This is a genomic window from Moorella sp. E308F (assembly GCF_006538365.1).
Lineage (GTDB): Bacteria > Bacillota > DSM-521 > Neomoorellales > Neomoorellaceae > Neomoorella.
In genome coordinates, this window is sequence record NZ_BJKN01000002.1 from 1,117,219 (window position 1) to 1,140,021 (window position 22,803).

The window sequence follows — 22,803 nt, forward strand, 5'->3', positions numbered from 1 at the left end:
CCCCTCCCTTTGCCTGGATATATCTTTGTTTGTTCGCCTTTACCCGTAGAAAATCCTGCCAGAGGTTAAAATTCACTAACGCAGCCTGGCGCCCAGGCGTTCCTCCAGGGCCCTTTGAATCCTTTCCTGGGCGGCATTCACCTCGGCATCCGTAAGGGTCCGGTCCGGCAGCTGGTACACCAAGGAATAAGCCAGGCTTTTATATCCGGCCGGGACAGGAGCTCCCCGGTAGACATCAAAGAGAGTGCAGCCTTTAAGCTGGTCACCCCCCGCTTCCCTGATGACTTCTTCTACTGCTGCCGCGGGGAGATTTTCCTCTACCACCACCGCCAGGTCCCTTTCCACGGCCGGGAAACGGGGTAACGGTTCGTAACCCACCTGCCTCTGGTTTAAACTGCCTGCATAATCCCAGTCCAGCTCTAAGACACAGGCCCTGGCCGGTAAATCAAAAGCCGCCAGGACGTCCGGGTGCAGCTCGCCTATGAATCCCAGGATTGCCTCCCCGGCCTTGATATTTGCCGCCCGGCCGGGATGGAGGAAGGGAATAGTAGCCGTAGCTTCCCAGGTGATGCCTTTGATTTTGACCCTGGCCAGGATATTTTCTACTATACCTTTTAGATAGAAGAAATCCATCTCGCCTGCCGGCCAGTTCCAGCCGCGGCCGGTAGTCCCCATGACCAGCCCGCCCAGGCGTAAGGGTTCTACCGGTAACTGCCGGCCCGCAGGAATAAATACCCGGCCCAGTTCGTAAATGGCCACCGGCAGCACCCGGCGGCTGGCATTGCGCCCGGCCACCTCCAGCAAACCGGGTAAGAGGGAAGGCCGCATAATACTTTGCTCATCCCGTAAGGGGTTATGGATTTTTACTACCCGCCGCCAGGGATGATCGGGTGGGAGCTGCAACTGATCCAGGGCGCGGGGACCGATAAAGCTGTAGGTAACGACTTCCACGAGGCCGGCCGTTGCCGCCGCCTCCCGGCCGGCTTCCTCCCAGCGCTGGGCCGGAGTCTGCTTTTCCAGCGCAGTGATATTCCCCGGCAGGGTCACCGGGATGTTATCATAGCCGTACAGCCGGGCAATCTCTTCCACCAGGTCGATTTCCCGGGTCAGGTCGCCCCGGTAGGCCGGAACTGTTACCTGGAAAGGCCCTTCCCCGCTGACTTCCAGGTGGAGGCGCTCCAGGAGTTCCTTCATGGCCGCTGGCGTAAGGGTAGTCCCCAGGAGATAGTTTACCCGTTGCGGTCTTAAAAGTATGGTCACCGGCTGGCGCTTCCTTACATAGCAATCCAGCCGGCCCCGGGCCACGCTGCCGCCAGCCAGTTCAGCCATCAGCTGGGCCGCCCGGTCGGCAGCTGCGGCTGCCCCTTCCAGGTTCACACCCCGTTCAAAACGGGTCGAGGCTTCCGAGCGCAGGCCCAGCTTGCGGGAAGTGCGGCGAATGGAAGCGCCGTCGAAGTGGGCAGATTCGATCAGAATGTTGGCCGTCTCCAGGGTAACCTCTGTCTCCAGACCGCCCATGACGCCGGCTACGGCCACAGGCCGGGCAGCATCGGCAATGACCAGCATTTCCGGATCCAGTTCCCGCTCCACATCGTCCAGAGTTTTTATTTTTTCCCCTGCTTCGGCCCGGCGGACGATAATGCGGTGCTGCTGCAGGAGGTCGTAATCAAAGGCATGTAAAGGCTGTCCCATCTCCAGCATGACAAAGTTGGTTATATCCACCACGTTATTAATCGGTCGCATGCCGGCGGCCCGCAAACAGGCCTGGAGCCAGGCAGGTGAGGGGCCGATGCGCACATTGCTCACCAGGCGGGCTACGTAACGAGCGCACAGGTCGGGAGCTTCGATTTCAACTGCCGCGAGATCCTCGATGCGCCGCCCGTCTTCCCGGACAGCAATTTCCGGCAGGCGTAAAGGGGCGCCGGTAAGGGCCGCCACTTCCCGCGCAACGCCCAAAATGCTCAGGCAGTCGGCCCTGTTAGGAGTGAGTTCCAGCACCAGGACGACATCATTGAGCCCCAGGACCTCAGCTGCATCAGCGCCCGGGAGAGTATCGGGCGGCAGGGTAAGGACCCCTTCCCGGTCGGCCGGGGAGACGAGGTTGGCATCCAGCCCCAGTTCCTGGGCCGAGCAGAGCATACCTTCAGAAGTTACACCGCGGAAGGTGGCCCGGCGAATCTCCCTGCCTCCAGGTAACTTTGCTCCCTCCAGGGCTACCGCCACCTTCTGGTCTATATAAACGTTGGGGGCTCCTGTTACCAGCTGCAGTTCCCTACCGGTATCGACCCGGCAAATTACCAGATGTTCAGCATTGGGGTGGGGGGTAATAGACCTAATCTTCCCAACCACCACGCCTCGAAAATCCGGGGCCAGGCTTTCTATGTTTTCCACCGGCAGGCCGGCCATGGTAAGTTTCTCCGCCAGCTTTTCCGGCGGCAGGTCGATATCTACGTATTGCTTAAGCCATTTATATGGAACACGCAAGTACGATCACTCCTTTAAAACTGCCTTAAAAAGCGCAGGTCGTTTTCATAGAAGAGGCGCAGGTCATCAACGCCGTACTTCAGCATGGCCACCCGGTCTACCCCCAGGCCAAAGGCAAAGCCGCTCACCTCTTCCGGGTCATAGCCGGACATGCTTAAAACCCGGGGGTGAACCATACCGCAACCCAGGATTTCCAGCCAGCCGGTGTGGCCGCATGTCCGGCAGCCCCCGCCGCCACACATAACGCAGGATATATCAACTTCGGCGCTGGGCTCGGTAAAGGGAAAGTAACTGGGCCGGAACCGCACCTGAACCTGGTCACCAAACATCTGCCTGACAAAGGCCATCAAAGTACCTTTCAGTTCGCCAAAAGTTACCCTCTTATCCACCAGCAGGCCTTCTACCTGGAAAAACATGGGCGAGTGGGTGGCGTCATCGTCGCGCCGGTAAACCTTGCCCGGGGCGATAATACGGATGGGTAACTGGGGACGCCGGGCCTCCATTACCCGCACCTGAACGGGGGAGGTGTGGGTACGGAGCAGGACGTCCTCAGTTATATAAAAAGAATCCTGCATATCCCGGGCCGGGTGTTCTTTAGGAAGATTCAGAGCCTCAAAGTTGTAATAGTCGCTCTCTACCTCAGGGCCTTCGGCCACATCAAAGCCCAGGCCTATAAAAATGGTTTTGATTTCATTTAAAGTCTGATACAGGGGATGGCGGTAACCACGGGGAACAGGCCGTCCCGGCAGGGTTACGTCGATGGCCTCTGCCCGAAGACGCTCGGCCTGTTCCCGGCGCGAAAGGACTTCCTTAGCCTCCTGAAGGGCTTTTTCCAGTTCTTCCCGTACCTGGTTGGCCAGCTGCCCTACCCGGGGGCGCTCTTCAGGCGGAAGTTTTCCCATTCCCCTTAAAACCCCGGTCAGCTCCCCTTTCTTGCCCAGGTACTGAACCCTTAAAATCTCCAACTCTTCACTGCTGTTGGCGGCAGCCACCCGGGCCAGGGCTGCCTTCCTGATGGCTTCAATAGTTGCTAACATCTGCATCACCTCGGGTATGACAAAATAAAAAGCCTTCGCCCCTTCGGGACGAAAGCTTAAAAGATATCTTTTACCACCCCAAGTCTCCCGGCACCATCATGCCGCTCCCCTCTAACGGTGGGAACACCGGCTCGGCCTACTCTTTCTTTTCAGCCTGCTGCTCCCGGGCGAACTTCACGCGGCCTTTCCCCAGCAGCGCTTCCAGTCAACGACGCCGCCTCCCTGTGGGTTCCGTACCGGCTACTTTGCCCATTCATAGCATTTGGACGCTAATAACATTTTTGCCTACTGGGTAACCAATCTACGATAAATAATGTAAGCAGCTATAGAACCGGTTTTTTCGAACAGCCTCCAAAAGAACTCCGCCGACAGGAACAACCTATCACGACCTTTCCTGGAGCTTTTGGGGGTAACTTCTGGGTTAATTATAGCATAGCCCCACTGGCCGTGACAAGGCGGAGTTTACCCCCGCGCCCGACGTTTAAACAGGAGCCTGGCTTTGAGGGCGGCCAGGAGGTCCAGCTGGGTCTCCAGAGAGTGAATATTCACAGCGAGGATTTCTCCGATTTTTTGTAGGCGGTAACGTAGAGTGTTGGGGTGGAGGTAAAAGTGGCGGGCAATAGCCTGAAAGTCACCGTTAAACTGGAAGTACTTTTCCAGAACTTCCAGGTAGTTCGTCCCGTTCTCCCGGTCAAAGGCCTCCAGACGGCCCAGGGTTTGCTGGTAGTAGTCTTCCAGCTGGTGGGGCGTTAAATGGTAAAGGAGCTTTTCCACTCCAAGTTCGGCAAAAAAGACAAGTCCCGGCTCCCGGCGCAGTTTGCCTATTTCCAGGGCTATTTTAGCCTCCTGGAAACTTAAATACAGTTCGGTAGTGGAAGGGTAAAAAAGGCCTACTCCGCCGCCAACGAGCATTCCGGGGACGCAACGGGCCAGTTTTTCCTGCAGGGTGCTGAAAATTCCCTTTAACTTCTGGCCGGTGGCTCCCTTATCCTCGAGGGCGGGGATGATAATTACCAATTGCCGCTCCCGGGGCAGCAGGATGGCTTCCGGGTAATCCTCCCGGGCTATGGTGCTTGCCAGTTCTTGAAACTGGTCCTCCGGACCGGTCAGGAGTTCCACGACCATTAAGGCATGGGGCCGGTTTAAATCCCAGCCCCACAACTGCCCCCTGGCTACCAGGACTTCTTTGGATTCAAAGTTGTTGTAGAGGAGATCATAAACGAAATCGGCGCGGTGGCGCTTTTCGGCAGCAATGACTGCCTGATCCCTGGCCAGAGCCAGCAGGAGCAACCTGCTGACCTGGTCGATATTGGTGGCTACCGGTTGGGGAAGACCCTTTTCCCCCAGGGCCAGAAGGTAACCGTAATTAGTAGCACCGCTTTTTAAAGCCACCGCCAGATAAGTCCACCGGCCAAAGGCGGCTTCTTCCCGGCCAGGAGATAAACTGAAGGGCAGGTAACTGCCGACAGAGAACTGAACCGCATCGCTGGTTGCTATAACCTTTCCCCAGGGATTGCTAATGACAAAGACGGCCCTGAACTGCCGCCCCAGGTAATGAACGAGGCTTTCCAGGGTACTGCCTTTAATAATAAGATCTATCAAACCAGTCAAAATATCCATTTGCACTCTCCGTCCTTTGCGCCCCTTTTCCTGCCTGCCTCTCCCTGTCTGTCTTTCTTCTTTAACCTTTTTTGTATTATTTCCAAACTATCGGCTGTTATTTTGTAAAAATTACAAACTTCCTCCTGCTGGACTTGCTGCCAGTAATGCCGGCTTTCTCCAGAGCGGTTTATTTGCAGGGAAGGCAGGGTTAAGGCTGGATCAGGCAAAAAAGCTACCCACTGGGAATAGGGGGCCTCGCCGGGATCACTTTCCCAGGTCATCATATTCAGGGCCCCGGTGGGGCAGGCGGCCACACAGGCCGGCTGCAACCCCTCGTCCAGGCGGGCCAGGCAGAAATTACATTTTTCTGCCTGGCGCGTTTCCGGATTATAGCGGGGGGCCTGGTAGGGACAGGCCTGGACGCAGGCCTGGCAACCCTGGCAGCGGCGGGGCAGGTGCAGGACCAAGCCGTCGCGCCGCTTCCAGTAGGCCTTTTCCGGGCAAACCCGGAAACACTCCGGGTTGCGGCAATGGTTGCAGGCAAGGGATACATAGTAACGGCGGCCGTCTTCTTCTCCTTCCCTTACCTGGCGCCAGTTGATACGGCTGGCTGTCCTGTGCTCGTTCTTGCAGGCCAGCTGGCAATTGCGGCAGCCAACACAGCGCTCCAGGCGCAGGGCAAAGGCTCTTTGCTTCACAAACGGCAGACCTCCACAAAGCAGTCGTAAAAGGCACAACCGGGAAAGCCGGTGGTAAGAATGCCCATATCGGTTGCCAGGGGAGACGTTAAAAAATTGACATTATAGTCCCCCGGCGAAAATAACCTTGTCCCCTGGTATTTATCTCTTCCGTACCAACCTTCATAGGCCACCACTACCGCCTCCGGCACACCCGGTTCTATCTTCGCCCTGGCAATTATTTCTCCCTGGCCGTTAAAAACCCGCACCACATCTCCTTCCGCCAGGTCTCGTTTCCGGGCCGCGGCGGGGTTGATCAGCACCACTGGTTCAGGATTAAGCGCCTGCAACCAATCCAGGTTTTGAAACTGGGAGTGGAGCCCGTACTGCTGGTGGGTGGTCAGGAGCTGCAGGGGGTATTCCGGCGGCGGCGAGGCTGGCCGTATATAAATGGGCAGGTTGGGTAGGCCCAGTTCACCCGCTCTGGCTGAATCCAGTTCTATCCTCTCCGGCAGTTCAGGCGGCCGGGCCTTACGCGGCCCACTCAAAAGTTCCTGCCAGCAACTAATGCCAAAGAGTTCCTGCATGCGCCTGTCAAAGAGTTCATCCAGCCAGTCCCTTGCTTTTTTATGGCTAGGAAAGGTACTGCTGCCGGGGGATAACTCGTTTAGTTTATCCGCCAGGGCGGCAACTATCTCCAGGTCGCTCCAGCTTTCATACCAGGGTGCCAGGGCGGGCTCGTTAACGGCCACCCAGCGGTGCCAGTAGCTGGAAACAATATCCCAGGTTTCAAACAAGGAAGCCGCGGGCAAGACGATATCGGCCAGCCTGGCCGTGGGGGTCAGAAAGTGATCGACGACCACGATCATTTCTAAAGTATTTAAGGCCTGAGAGAGCAGCCGGGCACCAGCCTCCTGGGTGAGGGGATTGCGGCCGGCCACCCATAAAAATTTAACCGGTGGATCCTGGCAGTGCAGGAGTTCGGCGGCAAAATTGTTCATATTCAGGTAACGGTTGCCAGCCTGTCCTGGCGCCCCCGGCCCGCTTCCAACCCTGGGCCACGTATCCAGGTGAGCGTAATACACTCCCCCACCCCCGGTTCCCAGGTGACCGGTCAGGGCTGCCAGGGCATTGATGGCCCGGACGTTCTGGCCGCCGTTGGTGTGACGCTGCAGGCCGAAGCCGATCCAGATGGCTGCCGGCCGGCTGGTAGCATACATCTCCGCCAGTTCGGTAATGGCGGCAACCTCCAGGCCGGTTTCCCTGGCGGCCCAGGCCTGGGACAGCCCGGCCAGGTAGCTACGTAAGGCCGGCCATCCTGCCGCATAGCGGCTTAAGCCCTCTTCATCAAGACGCCCTCGCTGCCAGAGGTAGGCCAGGACACCCAGGGCCAGAGCTCCGTCAGTACCGGGTTTAATCTGCAAATAGTAATCGGCCCACTTTGCCGTCGCTGTAAAGACGGGGTCGATGACCACCACCCTGCCCCCCTGGTCCCGGGCCTGTTGCAGGAACGGCAGGGAATGAACCGCCGTCCAGGCAGGATTGGTCCCCCAGAGGATAATACATTTATTCCTGGCCAGGTCCTCGGGGTCGGGGCTGGTCACCCTGCCGAAGTCAAGGTAAAAAGCGTCAAGGCCTGCCGACCAGCAGGGTGAGCCCCCGGCCCGGGTGGTGGGGCCCAGGCTATCAAAAAAGACGTCTATTATATTTTGCAGCCAGCCGAAATTCCCCGAGTATTTATTTAAAGCAACTGGGAGGGTGCTGCCATACCTGGCTTTAAGGTCCAGGATGCTGGTGGCAATAAGTTCCAGCGCTTCCTCCCAGGAAAGGCGTTGCCAGTTGCCGGAACCCCGGGGATACTGGCGCAATGGGTAGCGCAGCCGCTCCGGGCTATGCACCCGGCGGCTGTAGGCGTAACCCTTGGCACAGAGACGACCCAGGGTATAGCCGTGCTGTGGGTCTCCTTCCAGTTTGACTACCCGGCCGTCTTCCACATAAGTCAGCATGGCGCAGGCGTCGTAACAGTTACAGGGACAGGCAGAACGGTAAACAGGCACACCCACCACCCCTTCTCCCATCCCTCTCTTCAATACTATTTTACTTTATTTTGATTCCTTCTGTCCACAGTTCCTGATTAACTAAAACCCCTCGCAGCCGCAGGCATCAGGCAGCTTCGCAACCATGCCGGCTCCACGATTAATAAAAACCCCTCGCAGGGGAGGGGTTGCAACCGCAGGTAAGGAACAGGGCTTTCCGCTAATTTTAGAACTAACCGATGGCCAGTGGTACTGCTGTACCGTAGAAAAGGGCCCGGCCGATCAATTCTCCCGCCAGGAGAAGGAGCAGGAGGACCAGGGAGAGGGATAGAGAGCCCCTTTCCTGCCGGCGTAACTGATAACTGACGGCCAAAGGTGCCAGCCACCCGGCCAGGACCCGCAGCCACCACCATGGGCTGGCCAAAAGAGTGGTCAAGGTCAGCCGGGCTTCCGGCCCCGCTGCGGCCAGGAAGGTTAGGTATGACAGCGAGCTGATGATACTCAGGAGCAAGAGCGAGACCAGAGCCCGGCTGGCGAGGCCGCCTTCCAGCCATGGGGCGAGGCCGGGGAGCAACTGCTCGAGGCACATCCCCAGGGCCGGGCCCAGTAGTAAGGCTGTCAGGAAAAAGGTAAGGACGGTATGAAAGTTATACCAGGCCGGGCGAGCCGGCAGGACATAGATGAGGGCACTGGCCAGCACCCCCAGGAGGCCGCTGGCCAGGGCCAGGACGGCGGCCAGCCGCGCCAGGGGCTGCTTTCCTCCCTTTGCAGCCAGGTAAGCTGCCAGGAGCAAGAGAAAACACAGGCTGAAAAGCAGGACTTCCCGGCTCAGCCAGGAGGAAGCCAGGTGGGTCAAGGCCCGGTAGGCGTTTTCCGGGTGGCCGAGGTGGCCCAGGGAGATAACCATTGCTGTCGCTAAAATCCCGGCCGGCAGGAGATAGGTCCATCTGGGATTAGCTTTACCGGCTGCACCTGGAACCACCATGACCAGGTAGCCGACGGCCATTTGCGCGAAGATGGTGAAAAAAACCAGGGGCCATTCCCAGTTTGTCATTCAAACATCCCTCCTGATCTGGACTCCGGCTCGCGGGGGTACGAAACGGACGGATGGCCGGGTAATAGTTATATCGGGAAATCCCGGCAGTTCTTTTACAGTGCCCGGCTCGGGGAAGGAATTGAGATCCTTTATGAGCTGCAGCGCCCCCACCGGGCAGGCGGCCACGCAGGCCGGCTCCTCATTGCGGTCTACCTTCTGGTAGCAGAGCTGGCACTTTTCCACCCGGCGGTCCTTTTCGTTGTACTGAGGGGCCCCATAGGGGCAGGCCATGGTGCACAGGCGGCAGCCGATGCAGCGGGCGTGGTCCTGGAGGACGATGCCGTCCTCGCGCTTGCTGTAGGCCCCCACCGGGCAGACCTTGAGACAGGCCGGGTCGGCGCAGTGGTTGCAGGCAAGGGACATAAAGTTGCGCTCCGGATAAGGGAGGCTGGCTTCCCGCTGCTGGTAGACCCGCCGCCAGCGGGGCTTGACCTCCGTTTGATATTCGTTTTTGCAGGCCATCTCACAGCTGAAGCAACCTATGCATTTTTCCGTATCCACCAGAAAACCCAGTTGCTTGGCCACGGCCCTCACCTCACTTTCTCGATATTAACGAAGTTATCATGGAAAGCCAGGCCGCGGTTACCGGTGGCCTTTTTGCCCATATCGCTGGGCACGGCTTTTACTGTGTAATTGATATTGTAATTGAGATCTTTGTACCAGGCCTCGTAGGCCACCAGGACCTCCGGTGCCGTGGTGGCGGTAATCCTGGCCTTCAGGGTGACGTAACCGATTTCGTTATACACTTTAACCCAATCCCCGTCCTTGATCCCCTTGGCGGCAGCCGTAGCCGGGTGAATTTCCACATAAGGTTCAGGGCTGACATTCATCATCCAGTCGATATTCTGGAACTGGGAATGGAGGCCGTAGCGCCAGTGAGGCGTAAAGAAGCGATAGGGGTATTCCGGCGACGGCTGCTTCTCCGGGACATATATCGGCAGGGCCGGCAGGCCGTATTTGGGGGCCTCGGATGATTTAATTTCGATTTTCCCGGAAGGCGTGCGGAATTTGCCGTCCGCCCAGGCCGCCGGGGGAAGTTTCGCTTTGCGCGGCCCCTTTTTCAGCTCGCGATAGTCGCTGATGCCCAGCAGGTCAAGCATTTTGGGGTTGAACTCCTTGCCCACCCATTCTTCCAGGTTGCCGCTGGTGGGATAAGTGCAGGAGCCGGGCTCCAGGGCGTTAAGTTTGGCCGCAAGCAACATGGCGATCTGCACGTCGTTTTTAGCTTCAAAATAGGGTTCAATGGCCTGCTCGTTAATCCCCACCCAGTAGTGCCAGTAGCTGGCGTTCACGCCGTACTCTTCAAAGTGGGTGGTGGCCGGCAGGACGATGTCCGACCAGGCGGCGGTGCGGGTTAAGAAGTGGTCCACCGTCACCACCAGGTCCATGGTTTCAAAGGCTTTCTGGACCACCTGGGGTTCGGGGTCCTGGGATAAAGGATTGCGGCAGGCGATCCAGAGCATCTTGATGGGCGGGTCGTTAGTGTTGAGCAGTTCGGCGCCAAAATTGTTGATGTTGATAAAGCGGTCGCTCATGGTGCCGTCGGGTTTCTTTACCCCGACCGCCCCGGCCGGTTTGGGCATTGTCATGGCCGCGTAATTAAAACCCCAGGTTTCCAGGTGGCCGTAGAGGGCGCCGCCCCCGCTCTTGCCCACGTTGCCGGTAATAGCCGCCAGGGCGTCGATGGCCCGGACGTTCTGACCGCCGTTGGTGTGGCGCTGCAGGCCGTAACCGATCCAGATGGCCGCCGGTTTGTTGGTGGCGTACTCCCGGGCCAGGTCGGCGATTACCCCGGCCGGGATGCCGGTGATCTTGCTCGCCCACTCCAGGGTCACTTCCCGGCGCAGGTATTCAAAGAATTCCTCCCAGCCGACGGCATTGGCCTTGAGGTATTCCACATCCACCCAGCCGTTGTCCAGGATGTGGCGAGCCATGCCCAGCGCCAGGGCTCCGTCGGTGCTCGGTTTAATCTGCAAATAGAGGTCCGCCTTGGCGGCTGTCTGGGTGACAATGGGGTCGATGGCGACGATCTTCGCCCCCTTCTCCCGGGCGGCGTAAATAAAGCGCATGGAATGGACAGAAGTCCAGGCCGGATTTACTCCCCAGAGGATAATATAACGAGAATTGACCAGGTCTTCCGGGTCGTTGTTCCAGAGGGTGCCGAAATCGTAGGTCTGGGCGTCGATACCAGCCGGCCAGCAAGGCGTTCCCAGGGCCCTGGTAGTATAACCGATACTGCTCATCATGCCTTCGATGCCGTAATGAAGAATATCAAAGTTGCCGGAATACTTATTCAGGCAGATGGGCAGGGTACTGCCGTACTCTTTTTTGATAGCCAGGATTTTCCGGGCGATTATTTCCAGGGCTTCGTCCCAGGAAATGCGCTGCCACTTGCCTGAGCCCCGTGGCTCCTGCTTCATGGGGTACTTGAGCCGGTCCGGGCTGTAGACCCGGCGGGTATAGGTATATCCCTTGACACACAGGCGCCCGTTGGTAAAGGTATTGACCGGATCGCCGCTGACTTTGCGTAAGACACCGTCCTTGACGTAACTTAGCATGCTGCAGGTATCATAACAGTTGCGGGGGCAAACATTGCGGAAAACTTTTGCACCGGCTCCTGCTTCCGGGTAGCCTGCCTCCACAGCGGCGGCGGGAGCAGCATATTTCAGACCACCATAGGCAGTAAGGGCAGTCAAAGCGCTGCCGGCGGCCAGGCCCTTCAGGAAAGACCGGCGGGTAAGCTGGTAAGCCATACTTCTTCACCTCCATTTACCCGGATGTTGCTAAATGTTGGGTTTACCGCTATCCGGCCCCTTGAAATTATCTTGGTAGATAACTCCCCGGTAATTGGGATCCGTGGGGCCGCTCTGGACGGACAAGGCTTTCTGGCTGCTGCCGCAGCCAACCAAAAAAAGGCTGAGGGCCAGCAGGATAAGTAAATATCGTAATCCCTTATTCACCTTTAACATCCCCCCCACTTGTTCTTGCTGTTACGTGAACATATTCGGGAAAATAAAAAATCCCCCTTTAGAAGAAATCAAAACTTTCTAGAGGGGGATTTGCAATTTATCCAAAGGCTAGCCTATCACTTGTACAGCAAAGTTGCTATGGTCCCGATAAAACCTACAGCAATGGTAATTACGGCGCTAATAGCCCAGAATCTGAGGTTACCAAGCTTGTCATCCAATGTGTCAATACGCTGGCTTAGCTTTTGCTCCACCGTTTCAATACGCTGGCTCAGCTTTTGCTCCACCGTGTCAATACGCTGGCTCAGCTTTTGCTCCACCGTGTCTATACGCTGGCTCAGCTTTTGCTCCACCGCGCTGATGCGTTCCTCGGACTTTTGATCCCCATCCCGGATTTCTTTCGTCAATTTTTCATCTAGCCGGTCTAAACGCTGTAAAAGAAAGAAAAATTCCGGTGAAGCCAGGGTGCGTGGCGGTTCATTTGTAGCTGCTATTTCTCGCAAGCTCTCTTCCGGCATGGCGCTCACCCGCCTTCACCTCCATTCTAACCCAAAGTTTTCCTTAGATCAACGGCAAAAATCCTGCCGCTGGCGCAGGGCTTCGTACAAAAGGAGGGCCGCCGCTACGGCAGCGTTCAAGGACTCCACCGGCCCGACCATGGGAATGCCCACGCGGGCCGTAGCTGCGGCCAGCAATTCCCTTCCCGGGCCATGATTCTCGCTGCCCACGGCCAGGGCCAGGGGGGGCCTTAAGTCCGCCTGCCAGAAAACTAAAGGCGCGCCGACGTCGGCCACTACCAGCTTTATCCCGCAAGCTTCCAATTCCCGCATCAGGGTAGCTGGCTCCACGCCGCTAACCACCGGCAGCTTAAAGGTGGCCCCCATGGCCGCCCGGACTACCTTGGGGTTAAAGGGGTCAACGCTGCCGCGGGTTAAAATCAGTCCCGTAGCTCCGGCTCCCAGGGCTGTGCGCCAGATGGTACCCAGATTCCCCGGATCCTGCAGCCCGGCGGCCACCATTAGCAAAGGAGAAGGCCGGCTCAGGAGTCTTGTCAGGGAACTTGCCTGGAAGGGGGCTATAGCCACCACTCCCTGCGGCGTCACGGTCGTGCTGATGGCCTGCATCAATTCCTCCGTCACCGCCAGGCAGCGGTAGCCAGCCTCCTGCAGGCCGGCTACCAGCTGCTCTCCCCGCGGGGCGGCAAGAATTTGCGGGCTGTACAAAACTACTTCCAGGGGTATCCCGGCCTGCCGGGCTTCCTCCAGCAGGTGGATGCCCTCGATTAGATAAAGACCCCTTTTCTCCCGCCAGGAACGCTCCTTTAAAGAACGGGCCAGCTTCACATAACGGTTGGCTGCCGAAGTGATTAACTCCACCTTAGCTTTCCTGCAACCTTTCCAGGGCCTTGTTTCGGCCTACCAGTACCATGATGTCGCCTTCTTCCACCACATCGTCGGCTCCGGGAGCAGCCAGTATTTTATCATTGCGTTTGATAGCCATAACGCTGACACCGTGCTGGGCGCGTAAATTCAGCTGCCCCAGGGTCTTACCCGCCACCCTGGCCGGGGCCACAATCTCCACAATGCTGTACTCCGGCGAAAGGTCGATATGCTCCAGGACGTTGCCGGAAGCAAGGGTATGGGCGACCCTGATTCCCATATCCCGCTCCGGGAAAACGACTTTATCCGCACCAATTTTAGCCAAGACTTTACCGTGCAGGTCGTTCATGGCCTTGGCTACGACGCACTTAATGCCCATTTCCTTGACGATTAAAGTGACCAGGATATTGGCCTCGACATTTTCCCCAATGGCGACAATGGCTACGTCCACATTGCGAATGCCAGCCGCCTTCAAGGCTTCCTCATCGCGGGCATCAGCCTGGATGGCCGTGGTGACATCATTCATGAGGGCCTCCACCTTGGCCTCGTCGCTATCAATGGCGATTACCTGGTGGCCCATGCGGGCCAGGGTGCGGGCTACGCTGGACCCGAAACGTCCCAGGCCAATGACGGCAAACTGTTTCACAACCCTGCCTCCTTTAGCCAACAATAATCCTCTCCTCAGGATAATGTTTTATTCCCTGGCGGCCCAGGCGCTGGGCAATGGCAAAGGCCAGGGTCAGGGGGCCTACCCGGCCGGTAAACATGGTAGCGGTAATAAGCAACTTGCCGGCCACTGTCAGCTTTGGCGTCAGTCCCATGGAAAGGCCGACGGTGCCAAAGGCTGAAGTTACTTCAAAGAGTACCATTTGCAAATCTGCCTGTTCGGTAATTAATAAAATGCCAGTTACGGTAACTATCAGGAGCAGGGAAACAGCAGCAATGGCCAGGGCCTTTAAGACTGTACCCCGGGGTAACCGCCGGCCGAATACCTCAATATCAACGTTACCCCGGATAATGGTCCAGACAGCCACGGCAATGGCCGCAAAGGTAGTTGTCTTGATACCGCCGCCGGTCGACCCCGGCGAAGCACCGATAAACATCAGGATGGTGATAAAAAGCAGGGTTACCGGCCTTAAGTCGCCGATTACGAGGGTATTAAACCCGGCCGTCCGCGGCGTCACGGCCTGGAAGTATGAGGCCAGGATCTTTTCTCCTAGAGGCAAAGGCGCCAGGCTTTTCGTGTTAGTATACTCCAGGAGAAAGATAATTACTGTGGCCGTAACGATTAGCAAAAGGGTGGTACGAATGACGATCTTGCTGTGCAGGGAGAGCCGCTGCCAGGAACGTTTGGTATAAATATCAGCTACGACGCTGAAACCCAGACCTCCAAAGATAATTAGCAAGGTAATAACCATGTTGACCAGCAAATCGCCCCGGTAATCAACCAGACTCCTGGAGAAAAGATCAAAGCCAGCGTTGCAGAAGGCGGAGACGGCATGGAAGATACCAAAATAAATGGCCTGTCCCAGGGGCATCTGGCTGCTGAAACGGATACTTAAAAGCAACGCCCCCAGGCCTTCAGCAAACAGGGTAAAAATGAGGACATACTTGCTCAGGCGCACGACCCCTTCTACTGTCAGCTGGTTCATGGCTTCCTGCATGACCAGCCTTTCCTTCAGGGTGATACGCTTGCCCAGGAGCAGGGCGACCAGGGTAGATAGGGTCATAAAACCCAGGCCGCCGGTTTGAATTAAAGTGAGAATAACCAGTTCACCAAATAAAGAGTAAGTAGTCTGGGTATCAACTGTTACCAGACCGGTCACGGCCGTAGCCGAGGTGGCCGTGAACAGGGCATCAATAACCGCCACCGGTTGCCCGCTCTGGCTGGCAATGGGGAGGCTTAAGAGGAGCGTACCGGTGGCGATAACCACTGCGAAGCCAAGGGCTAAAACTTGCGGCGGCCGCAGGCGAAAGGGCCACTCTCGTATAATACTCGTACAGATTCACCTTCTTTTAGCACTAAGTACATCTTACCTCATTTTAAAGCTAGCCATGACTTTGTCAAGCACTAAGTTAAAGGCCAATTAGTTTTTAAAAAACTAATTGGCCTTTGACACCCTATTTTATGCTCCCAAACCCAACTTTTCTTTTGCCATATTCACTAGGCGGTTAAAACCTGCTACGTCGTTCACCGCCATGTCAGCCAGCATCTTGCGGTTAACTTCAACGCCGGCCTTTTTTAAACCGTTAATCAGGCGGCTGTAAGTAATGCCCTGCATCCTGGCGGCGGCATTAATGCGGGCAATCCAAAGCTTCCTGAAGTCGCCTTTGCGCTCCCGCCGGTGAGCGTAAGCATAGGCCAGGGATTTTAATACTTGTTCATTGGCGGGGCGGAATAATTTGGACTTAGCGCCAAAGTAGCCTTTGGCCAGCTTCAAGATCTTTTTATGGCGTTGGTGCTTGGTGACACCACGTTTTACACGGGCCATTTTTTTAACCTCCCTCTAAGCCTGGTAAGGCAAGAGCCGGGCAATACGCCTGCGATCGGTTCTATCGATTAAGGCGGGCTGGCGCAACCGTCTCTTGCGCTTTGGTGCCTTTCCGGCCAGCAAGTGACTTTTATAAGCCCTGGCGCGTTTTACTTTTCCCGAGGCTGTGACGCGGAACCTTTTGGCCGCGCCGCGGTGGGTTTTCATCTTGGGCATAATATCACCTCGAATAAATTTTCCCTTAAGCTTTGGGGGCCAGAATCATAACCATATTGCGCCCCTCTACTTTGGGCGGTTTTTCAATGGAGGCAAGGTCTGCCACCTGGTCGGCCAGGCGCTGGCACAGCTTCATCCCGAGGTCGGCATGGGCAATCTCCCGCCCCCGGAACATAACGGTCACCTTGACCTTATCACCATCTTCCAGAAAGCGGATGGCATTGCGCGCTTTGACCTGGAAGTCATGCTCTTCAATGTTGGGCCGCAGCTTTACTTCTTTAATGTTTATTATCCGCTGCTTTTTCCTCGCCTCGCGCTCCCGCTTGCTCTGCTCATATTTATATTTACCAAAATCCATGATGCGGCAAACTGGCGGTCGCGCATTGGGAGCCACTTCTACCAGGTCCAGGCCCTGTTCCTGGGCGATACGCAGGGCTTCTCGTGTTGGCATAATCCCTAGCTGCTGTCCATCAATGCCAACCAGGCGCACTTCCCGGGTCCGGATTTCTCCATTGACCCTCAAATCCTTGCTGATAATGCGTCACCTCCAGCTAGATTTACCGCCCAGTCAAAGACCTCCTTAAAAAATGAAGCGGGTGGATTCCACCCGCCAAAATTAGACCTTTTCCTGGGCAAACCTTACTGGCCCCGGGCCGTAAGGTGAGAAGCGAGTGGCTTCTACTTCCTGGGAAAGTATAACACAGAGGTGTGCCGGCGTCAATAAGTCCGTAGAGATTTGTGTCACCGTTTATTACTAAGGATTGCGCACCGGCTTGCCCAGGTAATAACCCTGCCCGTAGCGAATGCCAGCGCGGCGCAAAATTTCAGCCGCTTCACGGCTCTCTACAAACTCGGCCACTACCTCTATCGAAAGCCTTTGCAAAAGTCTTGCCATGTTTTCGACAATCAACCTGGTGCGTCCACTCCTGGTTATCTCACGCACCAGGGAACCCTCTATTTTGGCAAAGTAACAGTCAAAGTAACGAAGATAAAGGAATGAAGAAAAACCGCTGCCAAAATCGTCGATTGCCAGGCGCACACCAAGTTCGGTCAGCTCCCTGGCAAAAACATGCACAGCATTCATATCCCGCACGGCTTCTCGTTCGGTTATTTCGGCCACAATTTCTTCTGGACGGATGCCGTAGCGGTTGAACAGGTCAGCCAGGAAAGATGGAGTTTCTTTGTTCTCTACCTCGCGCATAGAAAAGTTAATAAAAAAAAGCATGTCCTTCGCCCAAGAGTTCGTTTTTTCCCGCATGGCCTGCTCTATAATTATCCTACCAATATCCTTCATAAGGCCAGATTGCTCAGCCGCCTCTACAAAAAGCCCGGCAGGAAGAAAATTTTCCCCTCTCTTCACGCGAGTAAGCACTTCGTAACCTACAGGCTTGCCAGTCTCTAAATCTACAATCGGCTGGTAAAAGGGAACGATCGCCCCTTCCGAGCGCAGGGCTTCTTGCAAGAGAAGAATTCTCTCATGAACTACAGTAGGATTAGTAACTCTATCGACCATCTCTATGAGCTGCGCCCGGTCCCCACCTTTCCTCTTGGCCGCTACCTGAGCAACCTCGGCGGCACACATAAGGTCGACCAGAGCTTGTCCATGATGGGGGAACGAAGCCACGCCAATACTGCTTGTAATGAAAATGCCCTCATCCCCCAAGGGTCGAATTTTTAGCTTAGCAATGCCCTGGCACAGCCCTTGCGCCTTTGCCAGCGCTTCATCAGGCCCTGTATCCATCAACAAAATTCCAAACTCGTCACCCCCTATGCGGGCAATGACATGATTCCCCGGGAGAGCTTCCAGCAGGAAGTCAGCCACAGCCCTAAGTACAATATCCCCTATGGTATAACCGTAAACGTCGTTAACCAACTTAAAATTATCAAGGGCTATCCAGCACAAAGAAAGCTCTCGTTTTGTGCGCCGCGCAAACTCGAGTGTCTCCTCCAACTCTTCTTCGAACTTGCGTCGGCTCAAAAGGCCTGTAAGAACATCTGCTTCCGAAAGCATCTGTATCTGGCGCACTACCTCCCCCTCGTATCCGAGGAGTAACAGGCCGAGGTCGAAAAGCAACGATGTCCCGCCGTACTTCAATCTTTGCAGTTCTCGCTCTGCGGATGGAAGAGCCGTGCCCAGTTCGTCATAGCAATGCCCTAAAAGGAGCGCGTAGGTTGTCACCAGTTGCTCCAGCGACACTTCTGTAGTGTGGAGCTCTCTACCGAGTTCTATCCGCCGCCGCAAGAGTTCCTCGTCATGGTTGCCAGCAAACAACGCCAAAAAGTCGCTCGCTACCTTGTACAGTTCCGCCTCGTTTGCCTCTTGCCCTACCCGCTCCAACATGGACCGCAGACGTCCGGCGTATGCTTGTGCTACTTTTTTGTTAAATTCTTTTCCCTTCGGGAAAAGTTGTCCAGCCTGGGATGTTAGTTCTTGCATGATTTCCTGTATTCCCTTGGAAAACCGCACCGCACGTCTCACCCCCCGATGTCGCTCTGGGCAAAAACCACCCTGTTTTTGCCCAATTCTTTGGCTCTATACATGGCTTCATCTGCTTGCCGGATTAGCTCATTGAGCTCGACAGGCCCCTGGCCGGTATACCCGGCAACACCTATACTTACCGTCAGACCCTCCCCAACCGGCAGCATCCTTTCCGCTACTATTTGGGCCCGAATTCGTTCCAGGGGAATCTTGGCCTTTGTAAAATCCGTCGCCGGGAGGACAATTACAAACTCTTCACCACCGAAGCGTACGGCCAAGTCATCATTCCGCAAACTTCTTTTGATAACGCCTGCTACGAAACGGAGTACTTCGTCGCCTGCCTGGTGGCCGTGCTGGTCATTGATTCGTTTAAAATCATCCAGATCGAGCATGGCCACAACAAGTGGCTTTTCCTGCTCTTGTGCTCTTTTGAGCATGCGGGGAAGCAAACGATAGAGGGCCAGCCGGTTATAAAGCCCGGTCAGATGATCGCGTTCGGCCCTTTCTTTTAGCTGGAGGAAGAACGTGTCAATAACTACCAGGATCTGGGCCAAAAATTCCGTTGCCCGCACTATATATATCCACTGCACGTTGTCACTGTCTTGCCTAATTCCCATGACCTCTCGGAAAGCGCGTGTGTGTACGTCCAAAATGTTAGCTGCCTGCACCTCGCTGTCATCTAGGTAGTGCGGCAACTTCTCATACGCTTCGAGAAGGAGCCCCTCCATAGCCCCCTGGAACATATAACGTCCAAGATAATTGCAGTAGGTTGAATAGAATTCTCCAGACACCTAAATATGCCTCCCTACCAGCACACTGGCATCGTCTTCAGCGATGCCATATTTCTCTACCACACGGCGCGCCATGGCTTCGCCTGTTTCCTCCCAGAGCCACGGCGAACCAGCGGGCGAAAAGCTGCGTTTGATCCCGTCGGTACAGGCCAGAAGAAGGGTGGGCGCTGAAAGCTCCAGCCGGCGGAAGACGGGATCAAACATCTTTTTGCCTACAATGCCTGGCTGCCCAATCAGGGCCTCCGTATCTTTTCGCGTTAGCACCCATCCTCTGATGTTTCCGATCAAGATATATTCTATCGTTTTCTGGTCAAGCATGGCTAAAAAAAGAGCGCATCCCCGTGTCTGTGAAGCTGCTTTATTCAAAACAGCGTATATCTCCTGCAGACTACCCCCGGCTTCTCTGAGTGCCCGTGCCAGGACTACTGCTCCTTGATGGGCACCTTCTCCATGGCCCAGTACATCTACTACGGCTACCATCACGTGGACATCCAATTCCTTAGTGTAACAAAGGTCCCCGTTCACTTTCTCCAGCCAGTGGGGGCGCGAATAAGCTGCTACTTCCCATCCGGAGCCTTCCCGGGCCTGTCGGCCAGTTCCCTGTTTTTCAACTTGTAATTTCAAAACTTGCGTCTCCTCTTTTCAAACATTACTGCGGTGCCCTTACCAACTTCAGAGACAATCTCAAAATAATCCACAAGGCGTTTTATTCCTGATAAGCCTATACCCAAGCTGCGCTCATATGTTGTGTAACCTTTTGTCAGAACGAGTTCTACGTCCTCAATACCCGGACCTTGATCAATCGCCACCGCCTGGATGATAGGCCCGCCGTTCTCCTCAAGACGTTTGCGGATCATTATTTTGCCAGTTTGCGCATAGCGGTAGATATTGCGCGCAAGTTCGGAAACCGCAGTGGCAATTTTGGTTACATCAGCAAGGGAAAAACCTGATTCCTGAGCAAGTTGCTTGGCCGTCTGCCTGGCTATGGCTATGTCTTCTTCCCGGGCAATGCGCACCACCACGTCAAAGTCGTCCGCCGGCATGGCCAGCAACTCTCTCACTTTCCGCGCCAAGACCACCTACTCCTCTCCTAAGGAGACCATACCAGAGCTAAAGCGTGCTCGAGGTCGCGGGCAACTAAAAAGCCTTGCAGTTCTATCCCCATTTGTGCCAGGGTCAGAGCCACAGGAGGCTGGATACCGCAGATCACCGTGCGGCAACCCATCAGGTGAGCCATCGCAGCAGTCTCTGAAAGGGTATAGGATATATAGCTGTCGATCACTTCTACCATCCGTACGTCCAAAATGATCGCCCGGACACGTTGCTCCTGAATTTCCGCCAGTAGCTGTGCTTGCAGCTTCTCCACAGTCTTATCGTCCAGGTCTATCTGTATGGGCACTAACAGACAGTCGGCAATCCTTATGGTTGGAACCACCTTTTCTTTAAATGTCATCGGGTTCTCCACCTTCGCGCGTCAAACTACTACTATGCCCCAATGCAATTTGTTTGCGTTGCCTTTTCTCCTCTTCGAGCATAGCTATAGCCTTGCGGAGAGCGTCTTCGAGGTCACGCGCTATCGCCACCATACGGAAATCTACGCCTAACTTAACCAGGGTGTGGGCGATTTCAGGCTTAATGCCAGTTAAGATAACCTCTGCTCCCAGTAGCTTCACCGCGCTAAACATTTCAATAAGAAAACCTCCTGCTGCTGTGTCAATCATGGGCACCCCGGTGACGTCCACAACAACCATTTTGGCCCGCGTGCTACTGGCGCGCTCCAAGAGCCTTTCTGCTATAGCCTGCGCCCGGTCAGTATCTAGACTGCCAATCAGCGGCAGTAGCAGTACCTCACTCCAAATGCGAATAATCGGCGCTGCCAACTCTGAAAGCATGTCCTCAAGCCTGTGAATCACCTGTTCCCTATCGTGGGTTAGCTTACCGCAGAGTTCCAGAACCAGCGGTAAAAGTTCATTTGTTGGGAAAGATGGTACACGCTCAATAACAAGCTTCAGTTTTTCCCCAAGGGTGGTTTCGCCTAATTCCTGAAGCAGTCCAGATAGGGGTTCTCGCAAAGTTTCGCGCAGATTATTTCCGGTAGCCCCCGAAACAGCTATTAATAAAAATTTGTGCCACAGTTTCTCTTCCTGCTCATTTCTGCCCAGTTCTTTGGCCAGCATTTCCAATTGCATCTTGTCCACTTTAACATGCTCCTTTCAACTAAGTATAAATTCTGGACCATAACCGGCCCGTATTAGCGCAAGTTTTGTGTAAAACATTCTCGAACACTAAACAGGTATGCGTTATTTATTCAAGCGAGCTTAATTTACCGATAAAATCCAGATATTTTTCTCTGCTCAGCTCTATGGTGTCCTCAGGTTCTCGTTCTAAAACCTTTTGCATTGCTTCTACTACTGCCGGGTCAAACTGTTTCCCGGCACAACGTCTTAGTTCCTCAATTATCCACTGCTGAGAAAACGCCTTGCGATAAGGCCTGTCTGATTTCATAGCGTCATAAGCATCCGCCACCCTGATGATCCGGGCTAGCAGAGGTATCCTTTTACCAGTAAGGCCCTCCGGATAGCCGCCACCGTTATAGTCTTCGTGGTGGTATAGAACCGCTGCCACTACTTCGCGGGGAAGGTTTGCCGGTTTCAGGATCTTTGCCCCTATTCGCGGATGCGTCATGATTTCTTTTTTTTCTTCTGGTGTAAGACCGCCTTTCTTAAGCAGTATATGTTCCCTTATCCCTACTTTTCCGATATCATGTAAAAGCCCTCCTATATAAACCATTTCCTGCTCATTTTCCGATAGCTTCATTTCTCTGGCGATAACCCTCGCCCACCATGCTACCCGGAACGAATGGCCCTGCGTATACTTATCTTTTGCTTCTAACGCTGCGGCCAGCGCCTTTACAACGCTCATATAATATTCTTGCAGCGTGGCATAAAGCCGGGCGTTCTCCAGCGCTAGGCCCACTTGACTGGCTATGATCGACAGGTAACCCTTCTCATCCTCTTTCCACTGCCGGGGAAACGGCAAGCATAATATAATCACACCCAGTGTTTTCCCCCTGGCCTGCACGGGGACTATCGCGGCCGCTTTTACATCCCTGTCCAAAAACGACAGTTGTAGAGGCCCATCATACCTTGCCAGGTCGTCGATGAACAGCGGGCTTGCCGTTTTTACTATCTCCTTTAAGGTCGTGCTTTCCAGCAGCATTCTTCCAGTCTCACCTAGTAATTCTTCGTCGGCTTCCCGGCTGCCCTTTACCGTTATTGCTCCGGTTTCTTGATCGTATAGCTCCAGCACACACCACTTTGTACCCATTATTTCTTTCATACTTTGGAGAGTTTGATTAACGATCGCGTCCATTTCCAAACTGGAAGATATCAACTGCCCAACCTCAATAAGCCGCTTGAGCTTTCCCGCATATTCCTCCAAACCCCGGTCCATGGCTAAAGCAAGACTTTCGCGCAGGGCGCTCAAGAAACGTATTTCCTCTTCGCCCGACACTACATCTTTAGGCTTGTCATTCATTTCGACACCTC

23 protein-coding genes are annotated in these 22,803 nt (G+C 55.1%); all 23 read right to left on the reverse strand.

Annotated features, from left to right (window positions below):
* Window positions 1–75 precede the first annotated feature (75 nt).
* Entirely contained in the window at window positions 76–2,484 is a 2,409-nt protein-coding gene (gene pheT / locus E308F_RS12090) for a phenylalanine--tRNA ligase subunit beta (protein ID WP_141265125.1), read from the reverse strand.
* 14 nt (window positions 2,485–2,498) lie between these two features.
* Entirely contained in the window at window positions 2,499–3,521 is a 1,023-nt protein-coding gene (gene pheS, locus E308F_RS12095) for a phenylalanine--tRNA ligase subunit alpha (RefSeq protein WP_141265126.1), read from the reverse strand.
* Between the two features lie 462 nt (window positions 3,522–3,983).
* Window positions 3,984–5,141 carry a PucR family transcriptional regulator gene (locus E308F_RS12105; protein ID WP_141265127.1) on the reverse strand — a complete coding sequence of 386 codons (1,158 nt, stop codon included), beginning with the start codon at window positions 5,139–5,141 and terminating at the stop codon, window positions 3,984–3,986.
* Window positions 5,129–5,821, reverse strand: a complete 693-nt coding sequence (locus tag E308F_RS12110) for a 4Fe-4S dicluster domain-containing protein (RefSeq protein ID WP_141265128.1) — start codon at window positions 5,819–5,821, stop codon at window positions 5,129–5,131. The genes E308F_RS12105 and E308F_RS12110 overlap by 13 nt, the downstream gene beginning before the upstream one ends.
* Window positions 5,818–7,866: a molybdopterin-containing oxidoreductase family protein gene (locus tag E308F_RS12115; RefSeq protein WP_216364529.1), complete on the reverse strand. Its 2,049-nt coding sequence runs from the start codon at window positions 7,864–7,866 to the stop codon at window positions 5,818–5,820. The genes E308F_RS12110 and E308F_RS12115 overlap by 4 nt, the downstream gene beginning before the upstream one ends.
* A gap of 202 nt (window positions 7,867–8,068) precedes the next feature.
* Window positions 8,069–8,890 carry a dimethyl sulfoxide reductase anchor subunit family protein gene (locus E308F_RS12120; RefSeq protein ID WP_141265130.1) on the reverse strand — a complete coding sequence of 274 codons (822 nt, stop codon included), beginning with the start codon at window positions 8,888–8,890 and terminating at the stop codon, window positions 8,069–8,071.
* Window positions 8,891–9,457 carry a 4Fe-4S dicluster domain-containing protein gene (locus E308F_RS12125; RefSeq protein ID WP_141265131.1) on the reverse strand — a complete coding sequence of 189 codons (567 nt, stop codon included), beginning with the start codon at window positions 9,455–9,457 and terminating at the stop codon, window positions 8,891–8,893. It lies immediately after the preceding gene.
* Window positions 9,458–9,462: 5 nt separating this feature from the next.
* Window positions 9,463–11,685, reverse strand: coding sequence for a molybdopterin-dependent oxidoreductase (locus E308F_RS12130; protein WP_141265132.1), 2,223 nt, complete (start codon window positions 11,683–11,685; stop codon window positions 9,463–9,465).
* Between the two features lie 30 nt (window positions 11,686–11,715).
* Window positions 11,716–11,892 carry a hypothetical protein gene (locus tag E308F_RS15925; protein WP_172613563.1) on the reverse strand — a complete coding sequence of 59 codons (177 nt, stop codon included), beginning with the start codon at window positions 11,890–11,892 and terminating at the stop codon, window positions 11,716–11,718.
* Window positions 11,893–12,017: 125 nt separating this feature from the next.
* A complete protein-coding gene (locus E308F_RS12135) occupies window positions 12,018–12,425 on the reverse strand; it encodes a hypothetical protein (RefSeq protein ID WP_172613921.1) in 408 nt (135 codons plus the stop codon).
* A gap of 39 nt (window positions 12,426–12,464) precedes the next feature.
* Complete coding sequence (locus tag E308F_RS12140) at window positions 12,465–13,274, reverse strand: TrmH family RNA methyltransferase (RefSeq protein WP_141265133.1); 810 nt, start codon at window positions 13,272–13,274, stop codon at window positions 12,465–12,467.
* 1 nt (window position 13,275) lies between these two features.
* Window positions 13,276–13,923 carry a potassium channel family protein gene (locus tag E308F_RS12145; protein WP_172613922.1) on the reverse strand — a complete coding sequence of 216 codons (648 nt, stop codon included), beginning with the start codon at window positions 13,921–13,923 and terminating at the stop codon, window positions 13,276–13,278.
* 13 nt (window positions 13,924–13,936) lie between these two features.
* Window positions 13,937–15,211, reverse strand: coding sequence for a TrkH family potassium uptake protein (locus E308F_RS12150; protein WP_253260455.1), 1,275 nt, complete (start codon window positions 15,209–15,211; stop codon window positions 13,937–13,939).
* A gap of 192 nt (window positions 15,212–15,403) precedes the next feature.
* Window positions 15,404–15,769, reverse strand: a complete 366-nt coding sequence (rplT, locus tag E308F_RS12155) for a 50S ribosomal protein L20 (RefSeq protein ID WP_141265136.1) — start codon at window positions 15,767–15,769, stop codon at window positions 15,404–15,406.
* A gap of 15 nt (window positions 15,770–15,784) precedes the next feature.
* The gene (gene rpmI, locus E308F_RS12160) at window positions 15,785–15,985 is read right to left on the reverse strand and encodes a 50S ribosomal protein L35 (RefSeq protein ID WP_141265137.1); all 201 of its coding nucleotides are present in this window, start codon (window positions 15,983–15,985) and stop codon (window positions 15,785–15,787) included.
* A gap of 25 nt (window positions 15,986–16,010) precedes the next feature.
* Window positions 16,011–16,508 (reverse strand): translation initiation factor IF-3, encoded by a 498-nt coding sequence (infC, locus tag E308F_RS12165; protein ID WP_216363880.1) that lies wholly within the window; start codon window positions 16,506–16,508, stop codon window positions 16,011–16,013.
* A gap of 231 nt (window positions 16,509–16,739) precedes the next feature.
* The gene (locus E308F_RS12170; protein WP_141265139.1) at window positions 16,740–18,452 is read right to left on the reverse strand and encodes a putative bifunctional diguanylate cyclase/phosphodiesterase; all 1,713 of its coding nucleotides are present in this window, start codon (window positions 18,450–18,452) and stop codon (window positions 16,740–16,742) included.
* Window positions 18,453–18,460: 8 nt separating this feature from the next.
* Window positions 18,461–19,255 carry a GGDEF domain-containing protein gene (locus E308F_RS12175; protein ID WP_141265140.1) on the reverse strand — a complete coding sequence of 265 codons (795 nt, stop codon included), beginning with the start codon at window positions 19,253–19,255 and terminating at the stop codon, window positions 18,461–18,463.
* Window positions 19,256–19,879 carry a SpoIIE family protein phosphatase gene (locus E308F_RS12180; RefSeq protein WP_141265141.1) on the reverse strand — a complete coding sequence of 208 codons (624 nt, stop codon included), beginning with the start codon at window positions 19,877–19,879 and terminating at the stop codon, window positions 19,256–19,258.
* Window positions 19,876–20,328 carry an ATP-binding protein gene (locus E308F_RS12185; protein ID WP_253256465.1) on the reverse strand — a complete coding sequence of 151 codons (453 nt, stop codon included), beginning with the start codon at window positions 20,326–20,328 and terminating at the stop codon, window positions 19,876–19,878. The genes E308F_RS12180 and E308F_RS12185 overlap by 4 nt, the downstream gene beginning before the upstream one ends.
* A 17-nt stretch (window positions 20,329–20,345) precedes the next feature.
* On the reverse strand, window positions 20,346–20,708 hold the full coding sequence (locus tag E308F_RS12190) for an STAS domain-containing protein (protein ID WP_141265142.1): 363 nt from the start codon (window positions 20,706–20,708) through the stop codon (window positions 20,346–20,348).
* Complete coding sequence (locus tag E308F_RS12195) at window positions 20,698–21,444, reverse strand: STAS domain-containing protein (protein WP_216363941.1); 747 nt, start codon at window positions 21,442–21,444, stop codon at window positions 20,698–20,700. Before E308F_RS12195 ends, E308F_RS12190 begins: the two co-directional genes overlap by 11 nt.
* Window positions 21,445–21,559: 115 nt before the next feature.
* Window positions 21,560–22,792: an HD domain-containing phosphohydrolase gene (locus E308F_RS12200; RefSeq protein WP_141265144.1), complete on the reverse strand. Its 1,233-nt coding sequence runs from the start codon at window positions 22,790–22,792 to the stop codon at window positions 21,560–21,562.
* Between the last annotated feature and the right edge of the window lie 11 nt (window positions 22,793–22,803).